Raw genomic sequence first — 26,726 nt, 5'->3', positions numbered from 1 at the left:
CCGCATTTATGCAGTCGGGCATTGTAATCAAAATTATTTATCCTCTTTATTTGCACCCTGTGTAATACGATCCAGAACTATAGCAAGAATAACCAGCGCAAGTCCGCCTTCAAAACCGGTTCCAATCTGTATTTGTGTGATGGCTCGGTAAACAACTGTACCAAGACCAGGTGCACCAACCAGAGATGCAATAACAACCATGGAAAGAGTTAACATGATTGTCTGGTTAATTCCAGCCATTATTGTTGGCATTGCTAGTGGTATCTGAACCTTTGTAAGGCGTTGCCCTGTAGACGAGCCAAACGCATTGGATGCTTCGATTAACTCTTCATCCACCTGACGGATACCAAGATTCGTCAGACGTACTGTCGGTGGTGTCGCAAAGATGATAGTCGAAATAACACCTGGCACCATCCCGACACCAAAAAAGACAACCGCTGGAATCAGGTAGACGAAGGCCGGCATTGTCTGCATAAAATCAAGGATCGGCGTAATAATTGCCTGTACCGAAGCTTTTTGCGACATCCAGATCCCAATTGGTACCCCGATTATAATTGCTATCAAAACAGAGATTATAATCAGAGCGATTGTTTCAATTGTCTCCGGCCAATATCCAAGGTTATTAATCAGACCCATTCCAATCAACGTGAATAGCCCAAGCTTCCAATTGACAATCCACCAGGCAATCAGTGCAAGCGCAACAACGAATACCAACGGTGGGATAAATGCAAGTAATGTAACGAAACCTTCCGAAACAAAAGATATTCCATTTGATACCGACTCAAAAAACGCCTCAAAGTTGTCTGTCAGAAAATCGACAAACGACTCAATCCATTCTGCTAGTGGGAGCTTTGGAAATAAGTTATGCATATTATCCATCTAAGCTGTCACCCCCATTCTCATTAATTATGGTGTCATCGCCGGAAAGTGCACCTAACACCATTCCCCGTACAACCAAGCCGATCAGCCGATCCGAATCATCGATAACTGCAAGCGGAGCTTTGGCTTCCGTAATTTGTTCAAATAAATCAGCCAGTAAAACATCCGGCTTAACGGTCGGTATATCAGTTGTCAGCACGTCTTTCAATTCTTTTCTATCCTGAACAGCTTCCGACGCCTGATCAGCCGTAACATAACCAAGAAGTTTCCGTTTGCTGTCGGTAACATAAATGGTGGAAACACCATTATCACGCATCAGCTTTAAGGCAACCTTAGGCCCCTTATCAACGGTCACTTGTTCCGCACGTTTCATGACGTGACCGGCAGTTAATACTTTAGACAAATCAACGTCCTGAACAAAGCGTTCTACATAATCATTAGCCGGTGAAATTAGAATTTCTTCTGCAGTTCCAATCTGAACGATGCTTCCATCTTTCATCAATGCAATTCTGTCACCAATCCGCAACGCTTCATCCAAATCGTGTGTAATAAAGACAATCGTTTTGTGCACGGATTGCTGCAGATCCATCAGCTCATCCTGCATATCTTTACGGATTAATGGATCCAACGCACTGAATGCTTCGTCCATCAGAAGTATGTCCGGGTCATTGGCAAGCGCCCGTGCCAAGCCGACACGCTGCTGCATACCACCGGAAAGCTCACTTGGGTATTTATCCAAATACCCGCCAAGGCCAACCAATTCCAATGCCTCGCGTGCTTTCTTTTCCCGTTCCTCAGGGTTGGTCTTACGAATTTCCAGACCAAATTCCGTATTTTTTAGAATAGATTTATGAGGAAGCAGTGCAAAGTTCTGAAAAACCATGCTCATTTTTTTTCTTCTTAAATCGCGTAACTGTTCCTTACTCATCCCGGTAACTTCTTCACCATCGATTTCAATGCTGCCTGAAGTTGGTTCAATAAGGCGGTTCAGCATACGAACAAGTGTGGATTTACCACTTCCGGAAAGTCCCATGATAACGAAGACTTCACCGGCTTCTACTTCAAAGGAAGCCTGATTAACACCAACCGTCATTCCTGTCATTTCCAGGATTTCATCTTTGGTTTTATTTTCATCAAGATGTCTGACGGCCTGTTTTGGTCGTTTGCCAAATATTTTTGTTAATTTATCAACCTTTATTTTACTCATATCTTCACCTCGCTTAACTCTGTCTTTTTTCATTTTTCGGGTATTGCTCTCGTTCTTTTTTAAAAAGAAGTCAGCAGTCTACCGTGAGATCCGGCCATCTTCTTATTGTTCCTCCCTTTATGCATGTTATTCGGCCATAAAAGTGACGAAAGTCTTGCAACTAAATTATTAGTTTTAGTCCATAAATATAGGAATCTACTCATATTTCACTAATTAAATAGAACCTTCTCTCCGTCACCCACTCTATTTACTATATAAGTATTACATCTATATTTCAAACATTAAATACCATAAATTTTGTTTATTTTAATCGTACAGTTTATTCTGTATGAAATTTTATTGATTTATCCTTTTATTTACTACGATTTTCGTTCAATATCTACCCAATTATCGATTTTCAAAAAAAATCACTTTGTTGTAACCTTAATATAGCAGGGTGTTAGGAGGATTTTATGCTTGAGTCAAATATTGAGGACCTTACCAAAAAAATTATCACGGAGTTTTCAAAAACAATTGAAATGTTTGGGCTTACAACATTGGAGGCAAGACTATTTGTCTACTTATATTTGGAGGAAGCGCCAATGACACTTGATGAAATGAGTGAAGCATTGGGAAAAAGCAAGACATCCATGAGTACCAGTATTCGGAGCTTATCCGATTTTAACCTTGTCACACGTGTCTGGAAAAAAGGGGTAAGAAAAGATTTATATGTAGCAAATGAACAAATCTTTAAAACCATCATGAACTCTTATACTGGTAAATGGATCGATGCAGCTAACCATCAAAAAGATTCACTGTACGACATTAAAAAGCAATTCAAAAATGAAAACATTCCAAATTCCCCATTAAACAACCGCCTGAATAATATTATTAAATTCCATCAACAGTTGGAAAAGGCCATGCGTGAAATCAAACAGAACTGACTATTTCTTCACCCCGGCTCTCCACTTCCAGCCAGTATATTTATAAACACATTCATTAAAGAAGGATAATATCCTTCTTTTTTTAGTGCAAAAATGGTCGTATTCGGATCTAATTTTTCATTCAGCATGCCGGCAAAATGGACAAGAAGCGGTGTGAAGTCCAATAGACCTTCCTCCTTTTGTGCTTCATACCGACTGTTCAAATCGGCCAGTTGCTGCATAAGCTGTTCATATTCCCCATAAGTGATGCTCTTTTCAACCACCAGCTTAATAAATGGATATTGTTTTACATCAATTACCTTTGAAAGTAACTGTACTTGAAAAGATAACGTTTCATTGCTGACCAGATTCAAAAAAATGACCTCCCACTTGATGTCCATCAATTTGCGTGATGACGCTATTTATAATGTAAAAAAAACTTATAAAAAAACTTATGAAAAACGGTTGATTTTCCAATGAAAACATACTATTATTCTTTGAGGAGTTTAAAGACTTGAAACTTGAACGGAACTGGAGGGATCAAAAATGAATTGTTGGAAATCCATAAATATTAATAAAGAGTTTGGTTTAAACCGATTATATCTTCTGTCATTTTTGATCGGTCTGGCTGTATTCATTTTTCTCTATATGCCGATTTCAATTATCCACGGTACAGTGGAAATCTATGATTATGGAATTATTCCGTTACTGATAGCATTGTTCTTGTTGCCGACGATTCATTCATTTATGCATGTCTTACCATTAATTATGATGAATAAGCGGGCAAAATTAGTTTTCAAACGTAAAAATAAACTGTTTCCTATTATTAACTATTATACAAAAAAACATTTAACAAAAAAAGCATCGATAGTGGTAGCAATAGCACCTACTATGTTCCTGACCATTCCGGGACTCATGGGCAGCTTCCTTTTCGTCCATTATCATGTATATTTTCTAATATTTACAGCTTTTCATATTGGAATTACACTAACTGACTTTTTGTATGTTTTCAATATTGTAAAAGCACCTAAACATTCTTATATTGAAAGTACCGATGATGAAATCTCCATTCTTGTAAAGGCGTATGAGTAACAGCCATCAGCAGTAAATCTGCTGATGGCTGTTTCACTGATGAGGAAAAATTCCACGTTATTGACACGACTGCTTTGATTTTTAGTAATTTTAGGTCTGTTCATGAAGGACAACTTTTGATAAAGTATTAAATATGGATTATGTGGTATGCTTGTTAAGGGGGTTTTGGAATGACATTTTTATTTCCGGTGTATGCGGTATTTATTTTACTGATATTTAATTCATTAACCCAGCAATTCTGCACAAAAATGGAAATGAAGGACGCAAAACAATCATCAGTTTTTCGGGTTATTAATATTATGATTCTTGTACTGCTCATCTCTTCCTATGTAAAAGTAATGAACCAGATTACTTGAGTAAGTGAAGAAATAACATAATAATTGAAAAAATAAACTAAGATGGAGTGTTCTTGGATGAAAAAATTAGTTGCGGCTGCAACACTTACAGCAGCAGTATTTACCCTTTCCGCTTGCACTTCCGGCGATGATTCGGAAGCTGTCGTTGAAACAAATGCCGGTGATGTAACCAAGGAAGAATTTTATCAAGCCATGAAGGATCGGTATGGTGAAACTGTCCTTCGTGAACTGGTAACCGTTGAAGTACTGGAAGATAAATATGAAGTTACGGAAAAAGAAATTGATCAAGAAATTAACAAAGTAAAAGAACAATTGGGCGACAAATTCGAAACCGTTCTCCAGCAACAGGGGTACAAGAACGAAGAAGCTTTCCGTAAAGTAATCAAAATCAGCCTTCTTCAGGAAGCAGCTGTAGCAGAAGACATTAAAATTACAGAAAAAGAACTAAAACAGAAATATGAACGAATGAAGACGGAAATCCAGGCGTCACACATTTTGGTTAAGGATAAGAAAACTGCCAAAGAAGTAAAACAGAAACTGGAAAACGGAGCTGATTTTGCAAAACTTGCAAAAGAGTACTCCACCGATAAAGGCACAGCCAAAAAAGGTGGGCAACTTGGCTATTTCTCAACCGGAAAAATGGTTCCGGAATTTGAAGATGCAGCTTATAATTTGAAAGTAGGCGAAGTAAGCGACCCTGTTAAATCACAATTTGGTTACCACATTATTAAAGTCACCGATAAACGTGATAAGAAAAAAGATATCGGATCATTTGAGGATAATAAAGATGACATCCGCCGTACGATTCTGAACAAGCGAATGGATGTCAACAAAGCCCGCGAAAAAATTAACAATCTCCTTCAGGAAGCTGAAATCGACGTAAAAGTTGACGGCCTGGAAGATATGTTTAAGCAAAATCAGAAAAAACAAAATGCTAAAGGATAAAAATATCGGCTAGTTCACATTATGTGGACTAGCCGAATTTTTATTCCGAACCATGCTGTTCCCTTTCCCTGTTGGATTTTTGCTCGCGGAGCTCTTCCAACCGATCCATATATACTTTGCCTTCTTTTTCAATAAATTGATGTTCGAGCTCCCGTTCAGCCCGCATGGCCCTGAATGCCATATATCCACTCAGAAAAATGAAAATAATCATCAGGAAAACCCACCAAGGCACACCCAAAATCATGTTTAGCCCCCCTTGTCCATCTTCGTCTACCACAAATATATGACAACAAAGCCGAAAACATGAATGAAAAGAAAGTTTAATATTGGATTTCGCCTATGAAAACAGTGGAAGATTTTTACCTGTAACACTGACAGCTGTGTTATTTTTCAAATGTTGGTTTATAAAACGACCGGTTATCCATAGCGAAGATACGCTCGGTGAATTCTCCCGGCTTTACTTTATCGAGTGAGCGGTTTAGCATGTTCATCTTGGCATCGATTAAGTCAATCAAATGGAGAAGTTCCGCTTCCCGGACAAGCGGCGGTTTGGGACTTCCCCACTCTGCTTTACCATGATGGCTCAAAACCAGATGCTGCAATATCAGTACTTCCTCGCTTTCAATCTGCAGTTCTTTAGCCATTTGACCAATTTCTTCGACCATCATCGGGATATGTCCAAGCAGTTTCCCTTCAATAGTGTAGGAAGTCGTAACGACACCGGATAATTCCTTCATTTTACCCAGGTCGTGTAAAATAATTCCAGCGTACAATAAGTCCTTATTCAGTTCAGGGTACAGCTTATGCAACTCTTTCGCTACGCCAAGCATGCTTACGATATGGTGAGCGAGGCCGGAAACATAATTATGATGATTTTTTGCAGCAGCGGGGTACGTTAGCAGGGGCTCCTGATATTTTTTGATAAAAGCACGGACTATTCGCTGTATTGCCGGATTTTGCATTTCGAAGATAATTTCCGTCAGGTTCGCAAGCAATTCCTCTTTATCTATCGGTGCTTTTTCCACAAAATCCCCGACTTTTACACCGTCAGTCGGCTGTGCGGGACGGATGGAAATAATTTTTAACTGAGCTTTTCCGCGAAATTGATTAATTTCACCAGCAATCCGGACAATTTGTTCGCCGACAAACACTTCTTCATCCTCTTTTGATACATCCCAAAGTTTTCCATCAATCTCCCCTGTAGCATCACGAAGGATCAGCGTCAGAAAAGGTTTACCGTTACTTGCAACACCTCTTGTAGCCTCTTTAATTAATATAAAGTTGTCAAAAGCATCCCCAATATTGTAATGACCTATCCCTTTTTTCAAAGTAAATCCTCCCCCGGGTATTAGAAAACTTGGTAGTCACAAAGCCTTAAAGTGACAGCCATAGTTGCACTTTGCAGTAAGAAAGGATTTTATACTTTCTTACCTGCTGAAAAAGGATTGACGAAAGATGTATATTTTCCTGTGTCTTTCTGCCAATCACTTTCAGTGTGTGTTTTTTATTCAGTGTTTTTTGGTATATAGTTAAATATTTCACCTGACTCGATTACCTGAATGAATTTCATCAGCCATGCATAGTAATTTTGAGCATAACGCAGTCGTTCAATATCATGCTCAACCTTTTCCTGCAATGCTTTATCCTCAGTACGCTGCATTATTTCCTTTAATTCCTGCACTGCTTCTTCAGCTTCTTCAATGTTTACTTCGGTATGCTGGCGCCAGCGATTTCCAAAAAGTGAAGTAAAGGATTTGTACCAATCTTCCTCCGATTCGTATAAATCTTTTCGGATTCCCCGTTTAAACGTCGATTCAACCATTTTCATTTCCGACAAAGCGCGAACTCCTGTTGACATGCTTGTTTTACTCATTTCCAGGGCATCCCGCATATCATCAAGTGTCATTGGATCTTCGGAAAAATACAGCACCCCGTATAACCGTCCCACGGAAGGGGTAATACCATACAAGGTCATGTTTTTAGCGATTACTTGAATAAATTTTTCAATGGTCTCCTCGTACTTTTGAATGTCATTCTGCACTTCTTTTCTAGGCAATGGAAGTCCCTCCGCGTACAATTTTCTTCCTTTGTTCAAGCCCGATTCGTTCATCTAACATTCAGTGGAAAAACCATCCACTGAATGTTAGTTGAGCGTTATCTGAAAACAGTTTATCATTAATGGCTAACTTATGCGAACAGAATTATCCAATTCGATAATTTGAATGCCATCAGCTGCTTTTGAAACAACTTGTTTACAGGTAAAGAAGATGATTTGACGTGCTGTTGAAATTTCAGCCAATATGTCAACCAGCTGTTGGATTCGAACCGCATCGAAATGCACAAATGCATCATCAATTATAAACGGTAATTTATGCTTTTCACTCATTACCTCACCGATTGCCAGACGGAGCGACACATAGAGCTGATCTATCGTACCCTTTGAAAGTTCCCCTGCTGTATACCGTAAGCCATCCTTTGCCTCCACCCGAAAAGATTCCGCTGCTGAAGGCGGATATACTGCATGATAGTAACCACCTGTAATTCGGGTAAAGTAACTTTCCGTTTTTGCCAGCACATGATTGATATACTTTTCACGGTAATTCCGCTTGGTTTCCTTCAGCATTTCTTTGGCAGACTTATAAACAGACCATTCATGGGCAAGTTTTTTAAGCTGTTCGGATTCAATTGCAAATCGGTGCTGTATATCAGATTGCGATTCTGATGACTCCATTCCAGACAGTTCAGCATTGATATCTGCATACTGCTGCCGCTTTTCATTAATAGCCTCATCCAATCCGGCAATCCGTTCCGAAACCTGTTCCATGCATTTTTCCAGATCACTCTGATAAAGCGGTTCATCTGCCAATAGGACATCCAGTTCATCAGGGTTAAGAAGTGTATTTAATTGGCTGAGCTGCTTCCGGATGTTTGCTTCATGCGTCTGCCGCCTGTCAAGTTGTTTTGCCGTTCCTAAAAATTCCTCTTCATCCGCAGCATTGGCAATATTCAATAACTCCTGTTTTTCGGATTGATAAACATTCATTTTTTGCAATATATGATCCTGCTGCTCCCTATTCTCTTTCAACCACTTCTCATACTGATCCAATATGCCCAGCTCTCGTTTATAGTTTTCAGGAAGTTGTTCGATTTCCGTAAATTTGGTTTCAATTGATTTATTTGCCGATTCCCAATTCATTGTATGGTAAAACCCGTTCAACTGGTCATTCACGTTTTGGCGGTCATCCATTAATTCATTATACTGCTGTTGCAAATAATTCAAATCACGATACACATTCAAAATCGCTTTCAGTTTATTATACAAATCCGGCCAGTAATGAATTTGAACCTGCTTCAAAAACGGGTAATCGGCAAGCTGCAGCGAAACTTGCTCAAGCAGCCGATTTTCCCGCTGGTCAAGTCCTCTTTTCCTTTCTTTCCATTGCAAAAACTCAATATCCACGTTACGAAGTCTGTCCTGGATTGCAGTTAATTCATTTTTCTTCTGTTCATGAAGGGAAAGCAAACGGCTCGCTTCGTCTTTCTCATGTTCAGTAATCTGCGCTGAAAAAGACAGGTCATCACGCGTAATTGATTCCATTTCCGCAGCCGGTTTTTTTGCAAGTCCCCATTGCAAAAAACCTGCCAATGCAAGAAATGCACCCACCACGTAGAGCGTAGACTCACCGTTGAAAACAGCCATAATGAACAGTACAACTGCAGCTGCAATGCTCCCGAATAATAACATACGGGACTGTTTCTGCTGTTTTTTACGCATTGTTTCCAAACCAGTTTGCTGTCGGGTGGCCTCCTGTTTCATTTTTTCCATATAGTACTGTTCGTTATGCCGGTTAATCTGATTTTCAAATTCTTTTCGTTTTTGTTCCGATAACAGATCATTTGTTATCGCTTTTCTCTGCTCCAGCAGGTAATCCCTGTTAGCTTTGAGCTGCTGATTCGCTCTTTCCAGTCTTTCCTTTTCAGTATCCACTTCTTCCCTGTCTTTTTTTATTTGATCCCACACGTTTTCAAGATGAAATGGCAGTGTCAGCCCATTTAAGTTTGATCGGCTGAGTCCAATTTCCATTTGTTCCAATTCAGCTTCCAGTTGTATTTCGTGTTTGGTGATGGACGCTGAAAGTGATGTCAACGTATGCTTTTGTTCGAAAAATACCGGTTGCTGCTTCAGTAGTTCCCCAGCCTTTTCGTATATCTGTTTATCCAATAAATTTGAACGAAGGGAAATCAGTTTTTCCTCATACGTTTCCTCATTCCCCCGTAATACAGAAAGCTCACTTTTAAGTGGAAGCAATTCACTATTCAGCTTCGAAAGTCTTGCCTCCCCTTTTTCCGGAAATGGGATCGACTCAGAGTAGACTGAAAGCAGCTTTTTTTCTTCTCGAAATTCATGCGCCACTGGCAATGCCTGCTGCTGTCGCTCCAGCCGGTTCAATTTTAACCTTTCCTCCTTAACCTGTTCCTGCAGCTTATTGATATCAGTTAATAACTGGTGAGCAATTGCTTGTTTTTCACGGTATGTCTTTTCTGTGTTCGTATCTTTTTGAAGCGACGCATAGAGTTCATCCAGTGACTGTAATTGCTTGTTAATGATAGGTTTTCTTCCGCTTGGTTTAAACAGTTCCCCAATTTTATTGTCCAATTTTTTTTCAATTGCATGGATATTGGCTGAAGCAGTCAATCCGATGCCCAGCAATACCTCCCCAAGGTCTTCTTCCTTCATATGCTGCAGAGCTATTAGATCAAGTGCCGAAAAAGTAAAAACCGATTGGTATGCGCCATATGTCATACCATGCAGATGGTTTTGCAGCCATTCTTCACCATACGTTTCCCCATCAGGGATATGGCAGACAGCTGAACCATTTCGAACGCCATCAACTCTTTCAATCGTAAACTCCCCTATATCCTGATCAAACAATGTCAGCCTCCCCCCCATTTTTCCACTTTGTTTAGGTCGGAATGCAGAACGTCTTTTCGGCGGAAAACCGAACAGCATAAACATTAAAAATTGCTGAATTGTCGTCTTTCCGGACTCATTTTCACCATATACACATATGTAAGACCCGCCCGAAAAATCAAAGTCAGTATCAATCCATTTGCCGAAACCAAATATATGGGCGTATCTGATTTCCATCCTACTCACCTCCATGTTGCAAAAGTTCATCAATTAACAGTTGTTTCGCCCGCTGTTTAATTTCATTTTCATCGTCATCATTCAAAGGGGACATATACTTTCGTGCAAGCCTGTTTCGGTATAGTTCTGACAAATGGCTTTGTATATCGGATCCGTCAATATGGCGAATTAATTCCCCAGCGAAATGATGACCTTCAGCTAACTGTTGATCATTTACAAAATCGGTCTGTTCAATCTTATAGCGGTAAATCATTTTCCAGTTTGCCTGATGAGCGAGAGATTCATTGATCAATTCAAGCATATCCTGTAAATATCCGTCGTTATTCCATCGACTGACTTCCGCAAAGCTGTTTTTCAAATTCAGATGCAGCAGTTGCGGTATGTGAGTGGATATTGAACTGATTTCCTGCTGTATTTTCTGTTCAAGATGGTGAGGATTGATGCAATCGGCAACATCCACATTCAGCTCATTAAACTGGATGGATTGAAGCGGAACAAACGTCAATGTTGCACCGGAAGAAGTTAACTCAACATGGTAACAGCCTTTCGCACCGGATTCTTTCCGGTTTCTGCCCTGAATATTGCCAGGGTATACGACAGCCGGATTTTCCTTTAAAATTTCACGTTTATGAATATGCCCGAGAGCCCAGTAATCATAGTCTTTTTCCGTCAAGTCACCAAGCTGAAACGGGGCATAAACATCATGTTCGGTATTACTGGAAAGACTTCCATGAAGCATCGCAATGTGAAAGAGATTATGTATTTCTGACGGCTGGTACTCCGATGTTTTATTTTCTGTTACAGCCCGATTCTCATAGCTGAATCCATAAATAGACGCCATTTTCTGCCCATTTTTTTCAAACGTAAAGCTGGTGACATTTTCGTCCGGGAATACAAACACATTTTCCGGAAACTCAACCGGATGAACGTTGCCATTGATGAAATCATGGTTACCATATGACAAATAAACATTGATTTGATGTCGATGTAATTCTTCAAAAGCACGTTTCAGCCTGATTTGCGCTTTCAGATTTTGTTTTTCATTATCGAATAAATCACCTGTTATCAGAACAAAATCAACATTCCTGCTTACAGCTGCCTGCACCAGTTGGCTTAACGCGTCGAAAGTACTGTCTTTGACCTTCTTAAAAATATGTTCCGGTATATGGGAAAGTCCGATGAATGGACTGTCCAAATGTAAATCCGCAGTATGAATAAACGTAATCTGTTCCGGCATCTGATAAATCCCCTTTCAAACCTGTAATTTCATATTATCAGAAAACAAACACGAATGCACGTTCGATTGTTTCTTAAATTTCTTATCATTCCATTTGTTTTATGATACATTTAATATAATTACATTGATTCTTCGGGGGAGGAACCGATTATGAAAACGTACAATTTAACTGTATTTGATAAATCCGGTGAAAAGCTGATGGATGAGTCTTTTGAAGCTGCTAATAATGAAGAGGCTAAGAAAGTTGGTACAGCACGTCTTGAAGAGGAAGGCTACAATGAACATACACACCGCTGTGTTTCACCAGAGGCAAAACTGGTACTGTTCCATCGGTAATTCGCAGATTAGCTGTGGCAGATCCCATAATGACAGTGATCTGCCACTTTTGTATTATTGCCCCTTGAATACAGGTTTCCTTTTCTCCAGAAAGGCCCGAACCCCCTCCTGATGGTCTTCTGTGTTACGAAGCTCCCATTGTGACCTGCGTTCAGTTTCCAAATAATATTTAAGTTCGTCGACATTTTGATTGTGATATATCATTTTGGTTTTCAGCATCGCAGCATGCGGCTGACTCTTCAATTGTTCCGACATCGCTTTTGCATAATCAACAGCACTTTCTTTCGTAATTACATCGAAGAGTCCCATGGTTTTTGCCTCTGTCCCACTTACCTGGCGCATCCCCCAGGTAAACTGTTTTGCGCGATGGATTCCCATTCGCTCCTTTAGCCAAAAATGTCCCCCGCCATCAGGAGCAAGCCCAACTCCGGCAAACAGCATACCTGCTTTTGCTTCATCCTGTGCAATAACATAATCGGCGGTTAAAGCAATACTCAAACCCAAACCTACTGCTGACCCCTGGATTGCCGAAATAACAATTTTCGGCATCATGTACAATTTCACCACAACAGCCTCAATTGTTTTCATCACTGCTTCATAAAATTCTTTCTCAGCAAAATCGGTCATCATGCCAATATCACCGCCTGCACAGAACGCATTGCCCTGGCCGCTGACAATAACTGCCCGGTCATCGTTATTTTCCACTCGTTTCAAAACTTCCAGAAGTCCCTCAAGCATTTCCTTGTTCAACGCGTTATACCGCTCCGCGCGATTTAAAGTAACATAAGAAATATTATTTTTGCTTTCATATAAAACCATGCTCATTCCGCATTCCCCTTTACCGTTTTACTGATGCCGAATTTTTTCTTAAAAGGTCTATCTTAATTCTGATGTTATAAAAAAAGCCCGTAACACTAAATGATACGAGCCATGCTTTATTATTCGTTTGATTCTTGTTCGGGATTTCCGTACAGTTCTTCAAGTGGCTTTGTGATGATCCGGCTGACATCATTGATAACCACATTAAGGCGTTGTTCTTCTTCCATCAGCTTGGAAATATCCTCATGCTGCTGAACCAGTTCAACAACCTGGCGCGCTTTTTCAACTTCTTCTTCAGTAATTTCCTGTCCCTGCATTTGTTTTTCCTGCAGCTCCATTTGTGTATTCCGGAAATTATCGAACATCTGCTTGGCAGACTCATCAGCCATCACAGCATCATAAGCATTTTTTAGGTTTTGGAATTCCTCGCTGTTTCGGATTGCTTTTTCCAAATCGTATGCACTATCGTAAATATTAGGCACGTTGTATCCTCCTTCATTATTTAACTAAACCAACTATATCAAACGAACGAAGTCCTGTATACCCTGACGAAATTCAGCAACAGAGCGTAAAATCAGTTTTTCGCAACTTGTTAACCTGCTATAATAAAAAAAAGACGATGGAAAGAGGCATTTTTATGATAAATAAGCTTCGTAAAATTTTTATTTCATTAATTTTCTTTGAAGATCTAACCACAGAAAATACGGAACATTATCATTGGTTTCGTACCAAAGATAATGATTTAATCGGAATAGCAAAAGATGAATTGAGTCAAAAGGATGTAACACTTCTCAGTGCTTTTCTGCAGCCTTATCATATTGCCATTCCTGAAATGACCTCCGAGGAGAAAAAATGGAACCGTTTGCTGCATGGTTATAAGCCTGAGACAGCGGACATCGCTCCATACCGAATTATTTATTTTTCATTTTCCAAATTCCAGTTAGAACCTGCTGCCTTTAAGGAGGCAATTCAAGCTTTTTTTGCAAAACAGGTACCGATTATTTGGAGAAACGAGCATGAAGGGATCATAATTGAAACAAATCCTGATGCTGACCTGTCATTTGATCAAATCATCAATATTCTCATGAGTGATCTCTATGTAAAAATTAAGTTTCTGATTGGACCCTGTCATGATTCACTAAAGGATGTCAGGAAAAACTATGCGATGCTTGTTCAAGGTGCCGACAGCGCTTTCCCCCACTCGGAAAAAGCTGTTATACCATATACTGAAGCAGTTCATTACATACTGCTCAATCAAGCCGATTCCAAGTTTTTAGGCAATGCCGAAGTATTAATCCTCGGGGAATTCAGGCATGATGAAGAATTGTTGAAAACCATCGAGATGTTCATCACATGTAATTTGAATATTTCCGTTACCGCAAAAAAACTGCACTTGCACCGCAACAGTTTGCAGTACCGACTGGACAAATTCATTGAAAAAACCGGTATCGATATCCGTCAGTTTCAACAGGCAATGACTGTTTATCTCGCCATTCTATACAGCAAAAATTAAAACATGCACAAACATCCCGGTTATCTTTGTGCATGTTTGCCATTTACCCGAATGATAATTTTTCGCTACAATTAATGAAACGCTTACATAATTGGGGGAGAAAAAATGGCAGAATTACGTTTGGAACAAATTCAGAAATCATATGACAAAAAAGCAATTGCCGTTGACAACTTTGATTTGCAAATTCACAATAAGGAATTCATCGTGTTTGTCGGTCCTTCCGGGTGTGGTAAATCCACTACATTGCGTATGATTGCCGGGTTGGAAGAAATCACGAACGGTGAATTATATATTGATAACCGGAAAATGAATGATGTCGCACCTAAAGATCGTGACATTGCAATGGTCTTTCAAAACTATGCACTATACCCGCACATGAATGTTTATGACAATATGGCATTTGGTTTGAAACTGAGGAAATTCAAGAAAGATGAAATCGATCAGCGTGTTCAAAACGCTGCGAAGATTTTAGGTCTCGAAGCATATCTGGACCGGAAACCGAAAGCATTATCCGGTGGTCAGCGGCAGCGGGTGGCATTGGGACGAGCGATTGTCCGGGATGCCAAAGTATTCTTAATGGACGAACCACTGTCTAATCTGGATGCCAAGCTGCGCGTGCAAATGCGTGCAGAAATTCAAAAGCTGCACCAGCGTCTGCAAACGACAACTATTTATGTAACACACGACCAAACCGAAGCAATGACAATGGCAACAAGACTCGTTGTAATGAAAGACGGTATTATTCAACAGGTTGGAGCACCTAAAGACGTATACGATCATCCTGAAAATATTTTCGTTGGCGGATTTATCGGATCCCCTTCCATGAACTTTTTATCAGGTATGCTTAAGGATGGCTATTTTATGATGGAAGATACGAAAGTGAAAGTTCCTGAAGGTAAAATGAAGGTTTTGCGTGAACAAAATTATTTAGACAAAGAAGTCGTGCTTGGCATTCGTCCGGAAGATATCCATGACGAACCTGTTTTCATTGATTCAACACCAGATACAAAGATTAAAGCCGTCATTGAAGTAGCCGAGTTAATGGGTGCGGAATCCTATCTTTATTCAAAATTGGATGACCAGGACTTCATCGCACGCGTTGACTCACGATCTGATATTAACGGCGGTGAAAAAATTGATCTGGCGTTTGACATGAATAAAGCGCTGTTTTTTGATGCAGAATCCGAACAGCGCATTCGCTGAATTCCGTATGTATACTTTTCCGGAAATTGTAAAAAATACCAGTAGAAAATGATATTATTAGAGGGAAGTCTTAATGACTTCCCTCTTGCTTTAGGGGGAAAAGGGTCCCCTTAGAGGCCATGGGTTTATTTAGGTTGTTGTCCACTGAATTGCTGTTGTGCTGATTGTACTAGACGTTTAGTGATTTCACCACCGACAGAACCGTTAGCACGGGAAGTAGTATCAGCGCCAAGATTAACGCCGAACTCCTGAGCAATCTCAACTTTCATTTGGTCCAGTGCCTGCTGAGCACCAGGGATTACTAGTTGGTTTGAATTGTTGTTAGCCATGTTTATCACCTCCTGTAACCATATTGTTAGCAATTCCACAAAACTTATCACGTTTTTTAACTGGTAATTGTTGTTTAAAAATATGGATACGAGGAAGTTGGCTGTTATCCGTTTAATTCATGGTTCTATCGGCGAATTTTCAGTGAGCAGCTTCGGTTGATGTTTTGCTCGTACGGTTGATGTTTTGCCCGTACGGTTGATGTTTTGCCCGTACGGTTGATGTTTTGCCCGTACGGTTGATGTTTTGCCCGTACGGTTGATGTTTCGCCCGTGCGGTTGATGTTTCGCCCGTGCGGTTGATGTTGAATATCCAAAAAGCTCACTGCACGATGCAGTGAGCTTTTTTATTTATTTAGGATATGTCATTTCTTTCGGATTCACATACTTTTCGAATTCTTCCTCGGTCAGCAAGCCAAGTTCGACAGCAGTTTCTTTTAATGTTGAATTATCCTGATATGCTTTTTTGGCAATTTTAGCTGCATTTTCATAGCCGATATGCGGATTCAATGCCGTTACAAGCATCAAGGAATCCGTCAAATATTTTTCAATTTGTTCATGATTCGGCTCAAGTCCCTGTACACAGCGTTCATCAAACGAAAGCATACTGTCAGCAAGCAGTTGACAGGATTGCAGGAAGTTATAAGCAATAACCGGTTTAAAGACATTCAGTTCAAAATTCCCCTGACTCGCAGCAAAACCAATTGTTGCATCATTTCCCATAACCTGCGCAGATACCATTGTCACAGCTTCGCTCTGGGTCGGGTTCACTTTACCTGGCATGATGGAGCTGCCTGGCTCATTTGCCGGAATTACAATTTCACCAATACCGCAGCGTGGACCACTTGCCAGCCAGCGTACATCGTTGGCGATTTTCATCAGATCAGCAGCCAACCCTTTCAGTGCTCCATGCGCATGAACAGTTTCATCATGACTGGTCAGTGCATGAAATTTATTCGCTGCAGAAATAAATTCTTTACCGGTAATTTCATTAATTTCTTTACACACAGCTTCAGAAAAATCAGGATGTGCATTCAAACCTGTACCTACAGCTGTCCCGCCAATTGCAAGTTCCTTCACATGCTGTGTACTTTCTGCAATCATCGTTTCCGATTTTTCGAGCATACGATGCCAGCCGCTGATTTCCTGACCAAGTGTAAGTGGTGTTGCATCCTGTAAATGTGTACGACCGATTTTCACAATATCCTGATACGCATCGACTTTTTCTTTCAATGTGCCTTTCAGCGCTTTTAACGCTGGAATCACTGTATCCTCCAGTTTAAGTACCGCCGCAATGTGCAATGCAGTTGGATACGTGTCATTGGAGCTTTGTGATTTGTTAACATCGTCGTTTGGATGAAGGGAAACATCACTGCTCTGTTCATCCAGCCATTTATTTCCAACATATGCAATCACTTCATTTACATTCATGTTCGACTGTGTGCCACTGCCTGTCTGCCAAACAACCAATGGAAAGTGTTCGGTTATTTTATCATCAATGATCAAGTCAGCCGCATACGCAATTGCCTCGGCTTTCTTTTTATCCAACAGACCAAGCTCACTATTTGCTTTTGCCGCACTTTTTTTCAAAATGGCAAATGCCCGGATAACTTCAGCCGGCATTTTTTCGTTGCCAATTGGAAAATTCTGCTTGCTTCGCTGGGTTTGTGCACCCCAGTATTTATCCTTTGGCACATTAATTTCACCAATTGTATCTTTTTCAACCCGGTATTCCATCGTCTGTTGCCTCCTTATGTATGAATAATATACCCAATTTTTATTGTAACAAAATTCGCCGACATATTGTTAACGGAAACCATGATTCAGTCACAAAATAGTACGTATTTGGCCGCCCCCAACAATCCTTTTTCTTTTATAATACAGTAAAATGACGTATTATATGAGAGACGCGACAGAATATTTTATACATTCAGGATACAGCTTAATCACAGAAACCTTCTATTTGGCGTCTTATTCAAGGAGGATTTCACAATGCCAAACATATGGACACATATGCTTTTCAGCGAAGAAATAGTGGATGCAGTGATTGATAATCCCTATTCACTTTCGAAGTTCGAACCTTATATGAAACTGGGCTCACAAGGTCCGGATCCATTTTTTTACTATAATTTTTGGCCTTGGATTAAAGATGAACCTGTACATGATATTGGAATGGCTCTACATACGAAACACTGTGGTGCTTTTTTGATTGATTTAATCGAAAAAGCGCGGAATCACGAAAAAGAGGTACAAGCGTACGTATTCGGATTTGTCACCCATCATATTCTGGACAGAAATGCCCATCCGTATATTCATTACCGGGCAGGATATGAAAGCGGCGATCATCAAAAGCTGGAAGTACTGATTGACACCTTAATGATGCAGAAATGCTGCAATTTAAAAACATGGAAGGTCCCGGTTTATAAAGAGATTGATGTTGGATCGTCACTCAACAAGGAAATTGCCGAACTTTTAAATGAATCAATCCAGAAATATTATCCCGATATTACACCGGTTAAACAAGCTTATATTCAAAAAGCATACAAAGATATGAAACGTGCATTGAAAATTCTTGCAGACCCATACGGCTGGAAAAATAAAATAATGAAATCATTAATCAATTCTTATTCTCATCAGCCGGTTACAAAGGATGTTGATTACCTAAATTTAAACCATCAAACATGGTATCATCCCGCAACAAAAGTCCCGTCTACCAAAAGCTTTATTGATTTATATAACGAGGCACGAACAGAAGGCATTGAAATTATGACGGAAGTACTGACATACTGGCAGAAACCAGATGAAAACACCAAAAATAACCTAACTGCATTAATCGGCAATATTTCATACGATACCGGAAAACCGCTCGAATTCAACTTGGAAAACCGATACAGTGATCCGATCATTTAAATGAAAATGCTCTGACATACAAAGTGTTTCAAATTTATGTGCGATTTTAAGACTAATATGTCCGGTTTCACTGATCATATATGCGGTTTTGAACCACACATGAGCGATTTCGACCAATTTATGTGCGATTTCCAAAAACCAAAAGTCAGAACCTCACAACACAGATCCTGACTTTGATAGATCCTATTCATACACGTTGCTTTCTTCAGCTGTCTGAGGACGCCGAGCTTCTTTCATGCCCTGTTCAATATTGACGAATCGAAGCAAAATAATTCCGCCGATAAAGAAGACAACAAGCGAAACAATACCCAGTCTGCTTGAACCGGTCAGCTGCCCAACGAGCGCAAACAAAAATGGTCCAAAAATAGCGGCAAACTTAGAGGAAATTCCGTAAAAGCCATAGAATTCGGCATGTTTATTTTTCGGTACCATCCGGCCAAAGATAGATCTGCTCAAGGACTGTGCACCTCCCTGAACCAAGCCTACACAAATCGCCAGCATATAGAAATGCAATGCGGAATTCATAAAGTACCCAAGTATTACAATAAATAAATAGGTGTATAAGGTAATATAAAGTGCCCGTTTCGGCGTGATTTTTTTGGCCAGCCATCCAAAAAAAACCGTGCATGGAATGCCCACAAATTGTGTAATCAGCAATGCTGCAATCAAAGCATTTTGGCCAATTCCAATATCGCGTCCGTAGATTGTTGCCATTTTAATGATGGTTGAAATGCCGTCATTGTACATCCAAAAAGCAAACAGAAATATTAATAAGTGCTTATAATGTTTTATTTCCTTAAATGTGGTCGTAACCCTGCCGATCCCGATCGCCGCATAGGATTTATCCCGTTTTATCTTTGTCTTTTTCTCCTCGTGTACATTTTTTAAAAGCGGGAGCGAAAAGACAAACCACCATACGCCTACGGACACAAAAGAAACCTGGCTCGCTATGGTTGCGTTTGGCATTCCGAACCAGTCATATTTCAAAATCATCAACAGATTGATCGCCAACAGCACTCCACCGCCAATATAACCGAATGCAAATCCATTTGACGACACTTTGTCAATTTCATCTTCATCGGCTATTTCAGGCAAGAAAGCATCATAAAAGATGTTGGCACCTGAAAAGCCGATCGTTCCGATGATAAGAAGTATGGATGCAAATATGTATTCTCCTTCATTCACAAATGCCAGCAGGATACTTGCAATAATCCCCATAAAAGCAAAGAATTGAAGAAACTTTTTCTTCGCTGCTGAAAAGTCACTGATTGCACCTAAAAACGGGGCCATAAAAGCAACTATCAACACTGCAATTGACTGTGAATATCCCCAGTAACTTGTTGCCAGGGATTCTTCGAGACCCGCTGCAGCAACATCATAGTAAAAAATCGGCAGAACTGCTGCCATAATCGTCGTTGAAAAGGCTGAATTACCGAAATCATACATCATCCAGCTTATTTTTGTCTTTTTCGTCATCAGTGCTACATTCCCCCTTCCATATAAGCATAACAAATTTTTACTGATTCTTATTTATTTTTCCTGTAAAAAAGCCTCACCCGATCAAGGTAAGGCTGATAACTTATTCCCAGATATAATGTCTGTATTTTTCACTTAATCCAATAAATGCCTCTTTATTTCCGGCATCAATGGACGAATTAATCTCTTTTTCCAATCTTTCCTTATTCCAGTTGAAACAAATCTCATCCAGTAATAATCGTGATGAAAGTTTCAGCTCAAATGGAATTTCTTTTTTGGCGTGGAGTTCTACTCCCTGATATGGGAAGAAACGATAGACAACTTTTTGTTTTTTCATGGAACATGCCCCCTTGTTCCTTTTTTCTATTATCCTAAATCTTTAGAAAAATTGCAAGTGGAAAAACTTCCAACCGAATTAATTTGATTCAGGTTTAATGCCGCGATAAGCAAGAAAACCCGCTCCCAGCGCAAAAATTGTGAGCAAACTGACCATCCAGATAATATTTTCCTCCATCATCAATGCAATAACCGGTGGCCCGGCTGCAACACCGATAAAACGCATTGCACTGTAGATGGATGTGATCACACCACGTACATTTTTTTTCATGCTTTCCGTTATGAGGGCATCCAGACATGGTAATCCCATCCCGATTCCTGTTCCGCAAATTAAAAAAATCGTTAACAAGTATACCGGATGATCCATGAATGGAATAACAGCCACAGAGCAGCCAGTCAGAATAATGCCAATAAATGTAATCCACTTCATCTTAACCAGATTATCCTCAATTTTTCGGCCGGTAATAAATGATGCTATTGACAAAGCCAGCAATGGAACGGCAAGCAGCAACCCTTTCCAAATGCCTTTGTAATCATATTTCTCTTCAAGAATACTGGATAAATAAAAAAGAAAACCGAATAAAATAAACATCAGAATTGCACCAATAAAAAAAACCGAACATAACCATTTCCCGTGTTCTTTGAAGGCATCCTTTGCTAACTGGCAATATTCATGAAAATTGGTATGTTCTTCATTATTATTTTTATTTTTTACCAAAAAACCTACAAGAAGAACAGAAACCACACAAAAAACCGGAATCGAAAAGAATGGTAAAAACCAGACCACTGCAGCAAGGGCAGCACCTAATATCGGACTTAACACTTTCCCGACAGTATTGGACGTTTCGATTATACCTAGCGTAGCACTGGCTTCTTTATCATCACGAAAAATATCACCGACCAACGGTAATACAATCGGTGAGGCCCCGGATGCTCCAATCCCCTGTAATATTCTTCCAATTAAAATCCATATAAATGGATCGCTCATACTGTACGATGCCCATCCGGCCACTAGTCCGCCTGCCCCTGTAATAATAAGTGAAGGGATAATCACCTTTTTTCGTCCGAATCGATCAGATAAAAAACCTGCCAATGGAATGAAGAAAATAGCAACAATCGAATATACCGTTATAATATAACTGGACTGAAGCTTGGAAATATCCAGTTCCGTTTCCATCACAGGCAAAATAGGAATCAGCATGGAATTTCCCAATGTCATAATTAATGGTATGGATGACAATGAAATAATTGCCAAGCGTTTCTCGTGTGAATCCTGTCTCGTTTCACCCTGATTCATCATTTAAAGACCCATCCTTCATTAGAAAACTTGGCTTATCACAAAGCCTTGGCTGCAATTATGCAGAAAGAAAGTTATTCTTACTTTCTTTCCTTCGATTTAAAATAGCTGCTGAGATTTACTATTCACCACCTGTTATTATTTATTCTTATTGTTACTTTTTTATTTTATTGGTCAAATGAAACTTGATTATACATGATCAATACAATTGAATGTACGCTTAAAGGTTGCTCTGGACTTATCACTGATCCCTCTGATAGACTGTTATAGCTGTAATCATTGCAGCCAAAAAGTTTGCAATAATTAAAAGCACAAGTGCCCTAGTATTTAGTGCAGATTGATGGGTGCTGAAATTGGACATGACAAATGCTGCTAAACGATTTTTTCAAGTGTACAAATTGGAGGCTCCGAATATGGATCATGCAGATAATTTAAAACGCGGAGAAAAGGGTGCATGGGTCAGTATTTTTGCATACATCATTCTTTCTGTTGTCAAGCTGCTTGTGGCTTACGTTGGCAGCTCTGCGGCATTACGTGCTGATGGGTTAAACAATTTGACAGACGTGGTCGCCTCGATAGCTGTTCTGATTGGATTGAAAATATCACGAAAACCTCCGGATGAAGACCATCATTACGGACACTACCGCGCTGAGACAGTCGCCTCCCTGTTCGCAGCGTTTATCATGACCATGGTCGGATTTCAGGTGATTGTGGATACCTTCAGCAAAATCATGACACAGGAAATGACTGATCCTGATATGCTGACAGCCTGGACCGCACTCGGCGGCGCACTAATCATGTATGTAGTTTATCGCTATAATAGATCATTAGCTGCAAAAGTTGGCAGCAGTTCACTATATGCGGCTGCCCAGGATAACCGTTCCGATGCACTGGTAAGTATTGGTGCATTTATCGGGATAATAGGCGCACAATTCGGGTTGTTCTGGCTGGACCCGCTTGCAGGTCTCATTGTCGGAATCATCATTTGCAAAACGGCGTGGGATATTTTCGTAGATTCGACCCACACGTTAACCGACGGATTTGATAAAAGGCAGATCAGCCGTATAACCGGAAGTATCAGCAAAGTGCAGGGTGTCAAAAAGGTGGTTGATGTCAAAGGAAGAATCCATGGCAATCAGGAATTTATAGATGTCACCATTCTGGTCAATCCCGAGCTGAATGTCAGGGAAAGCCATGCAATAACCGAACAAATTGAAACACTGTTGCGAAAAAAACACAACATTACGTATGCACAAATCCATATCGAGCCGTATGAATAAAAAATCTGCCTTCCCTAAGGCAGATTTTTTAACAACTGGTCGATATTTTTCCAGCCGTATGCTGTTTCCTGGTAGGTCCCCTCCCCGATTGTTGTAACCTCTTCTCCAACTGGCTGGGCCTCATACCGCTCATAAAATCGACTGGAGGGATTTTGTTTCAAAATCCACACCATAAGCGACTGGTAGCCAAGATTTTTCATTCCTTCACTAAATATTTTCAGCAATCTTGTACCTAGACCGTACTTTTGGAATTCATCCAATAAATATATCGTGTAAATCTCACTGTCGTAGTTGAAGTTTTTCGTGCGTTCCGGCCCGCCCGATATAAAACCGACAATCTTCTCCTCATTTTGAATAACAAATGTCAGCTGTTCTTTTTTCTGTATCCGCAGCACGGTTTCCCAGAGTGCCCGGCGATTTTCATATGTCATATTTGATAAATCTTTTTCTTCAAGTAAATCTGTGTACGTGCTCTTCCAGCTGCTGACATGAATATCCGCGATCGCAGCTGCATCCTCATAACAAGCTTTTCGAACTGTAAACATCTTCGTACCCCCTGAAAAAATCAATCTCTCTGTTTACATACTGAAAAGAAAAACGGTAATGATTGCTCCGGTTACCGCCAACACAACATTTAATCCCAAGTATGCCAAGATGGCTGCCGCTAATCCGCCAAGCAGACCGATATAGGGCTGATCCGGCTTCACGCTTAGAATTCCCGGGAAAATCAGTGCTCCCAGCGCTGCAAATGGAATGGCATTCAGCCAGCGGTTTACCCAGTCATGAAACTGCAGCTTATCGACAATAAACACAGGGATTGCTCTTGGAATCATGGTCACAAGTGCCATACCAACTATGATCACAAATATCATGATTGTTCCTCCTTCAGCAGAAAAACACCGCTCAAACCGCCCAGAACAGTACCGAATACAATCGCCCAACCGCTGCTCATAAATTGACTGCATATGGCATTGATGAGCATCGCAATCACCGCGATTAATCCGATTCGCAACTCTTTTTTAACAGATGGAACAAGCAGACCAATGAACATTGCATATAGCGCAATTCCCATGCTCTGACTCAGTTGCTTCGGAATGATTTCACCAAGGACTCCCCCAAGAAACGACCCGAAAATCCAGGAAAAATATGCTGTTAAAATAAGTGCTGTGTAAAATAATGGACCTTTTTCCATCCTGGCTTCTTTTGGATGCAGAGAAGATACTGCAAACGTTTCATCTGTTAGTCCCAATGATAAAGGAAGTTTCCACTTTAGTCCAATCTCCCTTAAACGATTCATAAACGACAAACTCATCACAAAATGACGGAAATTAAGAACAAACGTTGCGACAATAATTTCCAGTGCACTTGCACCGACAGCGATCATATTCGCTCCCATAAACTGGCTTGCTCCAGCAAACACAAGCACACTCATCAATGTTAATTCAGTCAATGACATTCCAGCTTGTTTAGCAAGAACCCCATATGTAATCGCAATCGGCAAATAACCAAGCATAATGGGAAAACCAACCGCAATTCCTCTTCGAATCATATGTATAGAAGGCGATATCTTTTTCTCTGCTGCATGCATTGTCATTTATTGGTCACCTCTATTTTAAAATTGAAATTATTATAACTTATAAAAGCATTTTTACAAAACGATTGATTTCTATAAAAATATTGACAAACATGTAAGGCACCATGTATAGTCAAAATTAATATTTTGAACTGAATATCCTGTCCGGGAATGCGAAGTAGAAATATATCCTGCAGTATAAAGAGACAGAGTGGCTGGTGCAAGCTCTGGCAGATCTATTTTGAATTACTCATTCGGTTTATCGGATTGCTTTATGAAGCGGATGAGCCTGCAGATTTACAATGTGCTCATCAATCAGGGTGGTAACGCGGAGTGAATGCTTCGTCCCTATTAAGGGACGAGGCTTTTTTTAATTTGTACAACAGGAGGGGAAGCGCATGTTTCCAATAAGCCCAAAACATAATCCACCATTAATTGAATCCATTTTATTCCTTATTATTACAATTGGCCTTATCAGTTATTTTATCATTAGTTTGGGAACATCCCCGCATATTCCGATTCTAATTGCGATATTCCTGCTCGTTCTGTATGGACTGATAAAAGGAATTACTTTCAAAGACTTGGAGGAAGGTATGACGGCAGGTGCAAGATCAGGCATGGGCGCAATCTTTCTGTTTTTGCTCATTGGTGTACTGATCAGCAGCTGGATAATCAGCGGTACAATTCCAGTGCTGATTGACACCGGATTTTCAGTCATTGGCGGTACATGGTTTTATGCGGTAGTTTTTACAGTAACTGCACTGGCAGGTGTGTCGCTTGGCAGCTCATTAACCACTACAGCAACGATTGGTGTGGCGTTTATCGGGATGGCCGGAGCGATGGATGCATCAATGGCAATTACAGCCGGGGCAATTGTGTCCGGAGCCTTCTTCGGGGACAAAATGTCTCCGTTGTCTGATACAACCAACCTTGCATCATCAATTGTTCAGGTTGATTTATTTGATCACATTAAACACATGAGCCTGACTACTATTCCGGCTTTTATCATTTCGTTTATTTTGTTTGGCATCTTATCACCCGATGAAGCGACATCAATCCAAAATCTTGCATCGTATAAATCATCATTGGCAGAGACAGGATTGATTCACTGGACATCGTGGATCCCGCTCATTATTCTGGTAATTGTTACCTTTTTAAAAATACCAGCTTTTATCTCGCTGGCAATCAGCAGTTTGGCGGCAACGATATTAGCAGGAATAACAAGTGGACTTGCCTGGTCTGACATCTGGTTCACCTGGTTTAACGGGTACACCGCGACAACCAATTTTGAACCGGTCAATAGTTTGCTGACCAAAGGCGGTATCAATAGCATGCTTTTCACTATCTCATTAGTGATTTTGGCTCTGGGCTTTGGTGGCTTATTGTTTGTGACTGGAATTGTTCCTTCCATACTATACGCCTTTCAGGAAAAGCTGCAAAGCATACGGTCAATCATCGTCTCAACAGCAGCAACAGCTATTGGGGTAAATGTGTTCATCGGTGAACAGTACCTTTCCATCATGCTGACTGGTGAAACATACAAAGGATTATACCAAAAAGCCCGATTGCCAAATAAAGTCCTGTCCAGAACACTTGAGGATGCAGGTACCGTCATTAATCCGCTCGTTCCATGGAGTGTGTGTGGTGTCTTTATCACGGATGTTCTAGGGGTACCAGTCCTGACATATTTGCCATTTGCCTTTTTCTGCCTGCTGAGTCCCATCATAACGATTATCTTTGGCGGAAAAGCGTTGCAGTAATACAAAACAGAAGTGAAAATTTCCCATTTATCATCAAAAATCCCCTACGGCCAAGGGGATTTTTTACTGATTGTTCGGTTTCATTTATCTCGGTGAGTGCTCTCCCGAGTTTAAGCATTTTTCTCCCGAG

At 40.3% G+C, this 26,726-nt stretch carries 29 protein-coding genes; 10 read left to right on the top strand and 19 right to left on the bottom strand.

Annotation, left to right across the window (positions count from 1 at the left end; genetic code table 11):
• Positions 1 to 33 precede the first annotated feature (33 nt).
• Both HUX68_RS18675 and HUX68_RS18670 read right to left on the bottom strand, forming a co-directional pair.
• Positions 34 to 879 (bottom strand): ABC transporter permease, encoded by an 846-nt coding sequence (locus HUX68_RS18675; protein ID WP_217424811.1) that lies wholly within the window; start codon positions 877 to 879, stop codon positions 34 to 36.
• Complete coding sequence (locus HUX68_RS18670; protein ID WP_174616209.1) at positions 872 to 2,086, bottom strand: quaternary amine ABC transporter ATP-binding protein; 1,215 nt, start codon at positions 2,084 to 2,086, stop codon at positions 872 to 874. The genes HUX68_RS18675 and HUX68_RS18670 overlap by 8 nt, the downstream gene beginning before the upstream one ends.
• 452 nt (positions 2,087 to 2,538) lie before the next feature.
• On the opposite strand from HUX68_RS18670, the gene HUX68_RS18665 reads away from it, so the two are divergent.
• Positions 2,539 to 3,009, top strand: a complete 471-nt coding sequence (locus HUX68_RS18665) for a GbsR/MarR family transcriptional regulator (protein ID WP_174616208.1) — start codon at positions 2,539 to 2,541, stop codon at positions 3,007 to 3,009.
• Between the two features lie 8 nt (positions 3,010 to 3,017).
• Here HUX68_RS18665 and HUX68_RS18660 read toward each other — a convergent pair whose 3' ends face one another.
• Positions 3,018 to 3,362 carry a DUF1878 family protein gene (locus tag HUX68_RS18660; protein WP_246206721.1) on the bottom strand — a complete coding sequence of 115 codons (345 nt, stop codon included), beginning with the start codon at positions 3,360 to 3,362 and terminating at the stop codon, positions 3,018 to 3,020.
• 172 nt (positions 3,363 to 3,534) lie between these two features.
• Here HUX68_RS18660 and HUX68_RS18655 point away from each other — a divergent pair, with 172 nt between their 5' ends.
• The 3 genes from HUX68_RS18655 to HUX68_RS18645 all read left to right on the top strand — a co-directional run bounded on the left by HUX68_RS18655 (position 3,535) and on the right by HUX68_RS18645 (position 5,381).
• Entirely contained in the window at positions 3,535 to 4,080 is a 546-nt protein-coding gene (locus HUX68_RS18655; RefSeq protein WP_174616206.1) for a DUF3267 domain-containing protein, read from the top strand.
• A gap of 170 nt (positions 4,081 to 4,250) precedes the next feature.
• Positions 4,251 to 4,436 (top strand): hypothetical protein, encoded by a 186-nt coding sequence (locus HUX68_RS18650; RefSeq protein ID WP_174616205.1) that lies wholly within the window; start codon positions 4,251 to 4,253, stop codon positions 4,434 to 4,436.
• 57 nt (positions 4,437 to 4,493) lie between these two features.
• A complete protein-coding gene (locus HUX68_RS18645) occupies positions 4,494 to 5,381 on the top strand; it encodes a peptidylprolyl isomerase (RefSeq protein WP_174616204.1) in 888 nt (295 codons plus the stop codon).
• Between the two features lie 40 nt (positions 5,382 to 5,421).
• Here HUX68_RS18645 and HUX68_RS18640 read toward each other — a convergent pair whose 3' ends face one another.
• From HUX68_RS18640 to HUX68_RS18620, 5 genes are all read right to left on the bottom strand, one after another.
• Positions 5,422 to 5,625: a sporulation YhaL family protein gene (locus HUX68_RS18640; protein ID WP_425509528.1), complete on the bottom strand. Its 204-nt coding sequence runs from the start codon at positions 5,623 to 5,625 to the stop codon at positions 5,422 to 5,424.
• A 139-nt stretch (positions 5,626 to 5,764) separates the two neighbouring features.
• A complete protein-coding gene (gene yhaM / locus HUX68_RS18635) occupies positions 5,765 to 6,709 on the bottom strand; it encodes a 3'-5' exoribonuclease YhaM (RefSeq protein ID WP_174616203.1) in 945 nt (314 codons plus the stop codon).
• Positions 6,710 to 6,885: 176 nt separating this feature from the next.
• Positions 6,886 to 7,437, bottom strand: coding sequence for a GbsR/MarR family transcriptional regulator (locus tag HUX68_RS18630; protein WP_174616202.1), 552 nt, complete (start codon positions 7,435 to 7,437; stop codon positions 6,886 to 6,888).
• A 126-nt stretch (positions 7,438 to 7,563) separates the two neighbouring features.
• The gene (locus HUX68_RS18625; RefSeq protein ID WP_174616201.1) at positions 7,564 to 10,530 is read right to left on the bottom strand and encodes an ATP-binding protein; all 2,967 of its coding nucleotides are present in this window, start codon (positions 10,528 to 10,530) and stop codon (positions 7,564 to 7,566) included.
• A gap of 1 nt (position 10,531) precedes the next feature.
• Complete coding sequence (locus HUX68_RS18620) at positions 10,532 to 11,767, bottom strand: metallophosphoesterase family protein (RefSeq protein ID WP_174616200.1); 1,236 nt, start codon at positions 11,765 to 11,767, stop codon at positions 10,532 to 10,534.
• A gap of 150 nt (positions 11,768 to 11,917) precedes the next feature.
• Between HUX68_RS18620 and HUX68_RS18615 the strand changes: the two genes are divergently transcribed.
• On the top strand, positions 11,918 to 12,103 hold the full coding sequence (locus tag HUX68_RS18615; protein WP_174616199.1) for a YhzD family protein: 186 nt from the start codon (positions 11,918 to 11,920) through the stop codon (positions 12,101 to 12,103).
• A gap of 54 nt (positions 12,104 to 12,157) precedes the next feature.
• On the opposite strand, the gene HUX68_RS18610 is transcribed toward HUX68_RS18615, so the two are convergent.
• Both HUX68_RS18610 and HUX68_RS18605 read right to left on the bottom strand, forming a co-directional pair.
• Entirely contained in the window at positions 12,158 to 12,928 is a 771-nt protein-coding gene (locus HUX68_RS18610; RefSeq protein ID WP_174616198.1) for an enoyl-CoA hydratase-related protein, read from the bottom strand.
• Between the two features lie 113 nt (positions 12,929 to 13,041).
• Positions 13,042 to 13,404 carry a YlbF/YmcA family competence regulator gene (locus HUX68_RS18605; protein WP_174616197.1) on the bottom strand — a complete coding sequence of 121 codons (363 nt, stop codon included), beginning with the start codon at positions 13,402 to 13,404 and terminating at the stop codon, positions 13,042 to 13,044.
• 155 nt (positions 13,405 to 13,559) lie between these two features.
• Between HUX68_RS18605 and HUX68_RS18600 the strand changes: the two genes are divergently transcribed.
• Both HUX68_RS18600 and HUX68_RS18595 read left to right on the top strand, forming a co-directional pair.
• Entirely contained in the window at positions 13,560 to 14,435 is an 876-nt protein-coding gene (locus HUX68_RS18600; RefSeq protein WP_174616196.1) for a PucR family transcriptional regulator, read from the top strand.
• Positions 14,436 to 14,540: 105 nt separating this feature from the next.
• Positions 14,541 to 15,638: an ABC transporter ATP-binding protein gene (locus tag HUX68_RS18595; RefSeq protein ID WP_174616195.1), complete on the top strand. Its 1,098-nt coding sequence runs from the start codon at positions 14,541 to 14,543 to the stop codon at positions 15,636 to 15,638.
• 125 nt (positions 15,639 to 15,763) lie between these two features.
• Here the strand turns inward: HUX68_RS18595 and HUX68_RS18590 are convergent, their stop codons facing one another.
• From HUX68_RS18590 to fumC, 3 genes are all read right to left on the bottom strand, one after another.
• Positions 15,764 to 15,967: an alpha/beta-type small acid-soluble spore protein gene (locus HUX68_RS18590; RefSeq protein WP_174616194.1), complete on the bottom strand. Its 204-nt coding sequence runs from the start codon at positions 15,965 to 15,967 to the stop codon at positions 15,764 to 15,766.
• Between the two features lie 125 nt (positions 15,968 to 16,092).
• Positions 16,093 to 16,281 carry a hypothetical protein gene (locus HUX68_RS18585; protein ID WP_174616193.1) on the bottom strand — a complete coding sequence of 63 codons (189 nt, stop codon included), beginning with the start codon at positions 16,279 to 16,281 and terminating at the stop codon, positions 16,093 to 16,095.
• 34 nt (positions 16,282 to 16,315) lie between these two features.
• Entirely contained in the window at positions 16,316 to 17,701 is a 1,386-nt protein-coding gene (fumC, locus tag HUX68_RS18580; protein ID WP_174616192.1) for a class II fumarate hydratase, read from the bottom strand.
• A 255-nt stretch (positions 17,702 to 17,956) separates the two neighbouring features.
• Between fumC and HUX68_RS18575 the strand changes: the two genes are divergently transcribed.
• Positions 17,957 to 18,874 carry a zinc dependent phospholipase C family protein gene (locus HUX68_RS18575; protein ID WP_174616191.1) on the top strand — a complete coding sequence of 306 codons (918 nt, stop codon included), beginning with the start codon at positions 17,957 to 17,959 and terminating at the stop codon, positions 18,872 to 18,874.
• Positions 18,875 to 19,057: 183 nt separating this feature from the next.
• Here the strand turns inward: HUX68_RS18575 and HUX68_RS18570 are convergent, their stop codons facing one another.
• The 3 genes from HUX68_RS18570 to HUX68_RS18560 form a co-directional block, all read right to left on the bottom strand.
• Positions 19,058 to 20,350: an MFS transporter gene (locus tag HUX68_RS18570; protein ID WP_174616190.1), complete on the bottom strand. Its 1,293-nt coding sequence runs from the start codon at positions 20,348 to 20,350 to the stop codon at positions 19,058 to 19,060.
• A 103-nt stretch (positions 20,351 to 20,453) separates the two neighbouring features.
• The gene (locus tag HUX68_RS18565; RefSeq protein WP_174616189.1) at positions 20,454 to 20,687 is read right to left on the bottom strand and encodes an IDEAL domain-containing protein; all 234 of its coding nucleotides are present in this window, start codon (positions 20,685 to 20,687) and stop codon (positions 20,454 to 20,456) included.
• A 78-nt stretch (positions 20,688 to 20,765) separates the two neighbouring features.
• Positions 20,766 to 21,986: an MFS transporter gene (locus HUX68_RS18560; RefSeq protein ID WP_246206720.1), complete on the bottom strand. Its 1,221-nt coding sequence runs from the start codon at positions 21,984 to 21,986 to the stop codon at positions 20,766 to 20,768.
• A 410-nt stretch (positions 21,987 to 22,396) separates the two neighbouring features.
• Here HUX68_RS18560 and HUX68_RS18555 point away from each other — a divergent pair, with 410 nt between their 5' ends.
• Entirely contained in the window at positions 22,397 to 23,263 is an 867-nt protein-coding gene (locus tag HUX68_RS18555; protein WP_174616188.1) for a cation diffusion facilitator family transporter, read from the top strand.
• Between the two features lie 14 nt (positions 23,264 to 23,277).
• Here the strand turns inward: HUX68_RS18555 and HUX68_RS18550 are convergent, their stop codons facing one another.
• Genes HUX68_RS18550 through HUX68_RS18540 form a run of 3 tightly spaced genes read right to left on the bottom strand, consistent with a single transcriptional unit; the run spans position 23,278 to position 24,857 of the window.
• A complete protein-coding gene (locus HUX68_RS18550) occupies positions 23,278 to 23,808 on the bottom strand; it encodes a GNAT family N-acetyltransferase (RefSeq protein ID WP_174616187.1) in 531 nt (176 codons plus the stop codon).
• A 33-nt stretch (positions 23,809 to 23,841) separates the two neighbouring features.
• The gene (locus HUX68_RS18545; protein WP_174616186.1) at positions 23,842 to 24,135 is read right to left on the bottom strand and encodes an AzlD domain-containing protein; all 294 of its coding nucleotides are present in this window, start codon (positions 24,133 to 24,135) and stop codon (positions 23,842 to 23,844) included.
• Positions 24,132 to 24,857, bottom strand: a complete 726-nt coding sequence (locus tag HUX68_RS18540; protein WP_174616185.1) for an AzlC family ABC transporter permease — start codon at positions 24,855 to 24,857, stop codon at positions 24,132 to 24,134. Before HUX68_RS18540 ends, HUX68_RS18545 begins: the two co-directional genes overlap by 4 nt.
• Positions 24,858 to 25,234: 377 nt before the next feature.
• Here HUX68_RS18540 and nhaC point away from each other — a divergent pair, with 377 nt between their 5' ends.
• Positions 25,235 to 26,596 (top strand): Na+/H+ antiporter NhaC, encoded by a 1,362-nt coding sequence (nhaC, locus tag HUX68_RS18535; RefSeq protein ID WP_174616184.1) that lies wholly within the window; start codon positions 25,235 to 25,237, stop codon positions 26,594 to 26,596.
• The last annotated feature ends 130 nt before the right edge of the window (positions 26,597 to 26,726 follow it).

The sequence above is a fragment of the Virgibacillus ihumii genome, from assembly GCF_902726655.1.
Taxonomy (GTDB): Bacteria; Bacillota; Bacilli; order Bacillales; family Amphibacillaceae; genus Lentibacillus; species Lentibacillus ihumii.
Note: the sequence above shows the minus strand (reverse complement) of the source record. Positions and strands in the feature narration are given on the sequence as shown.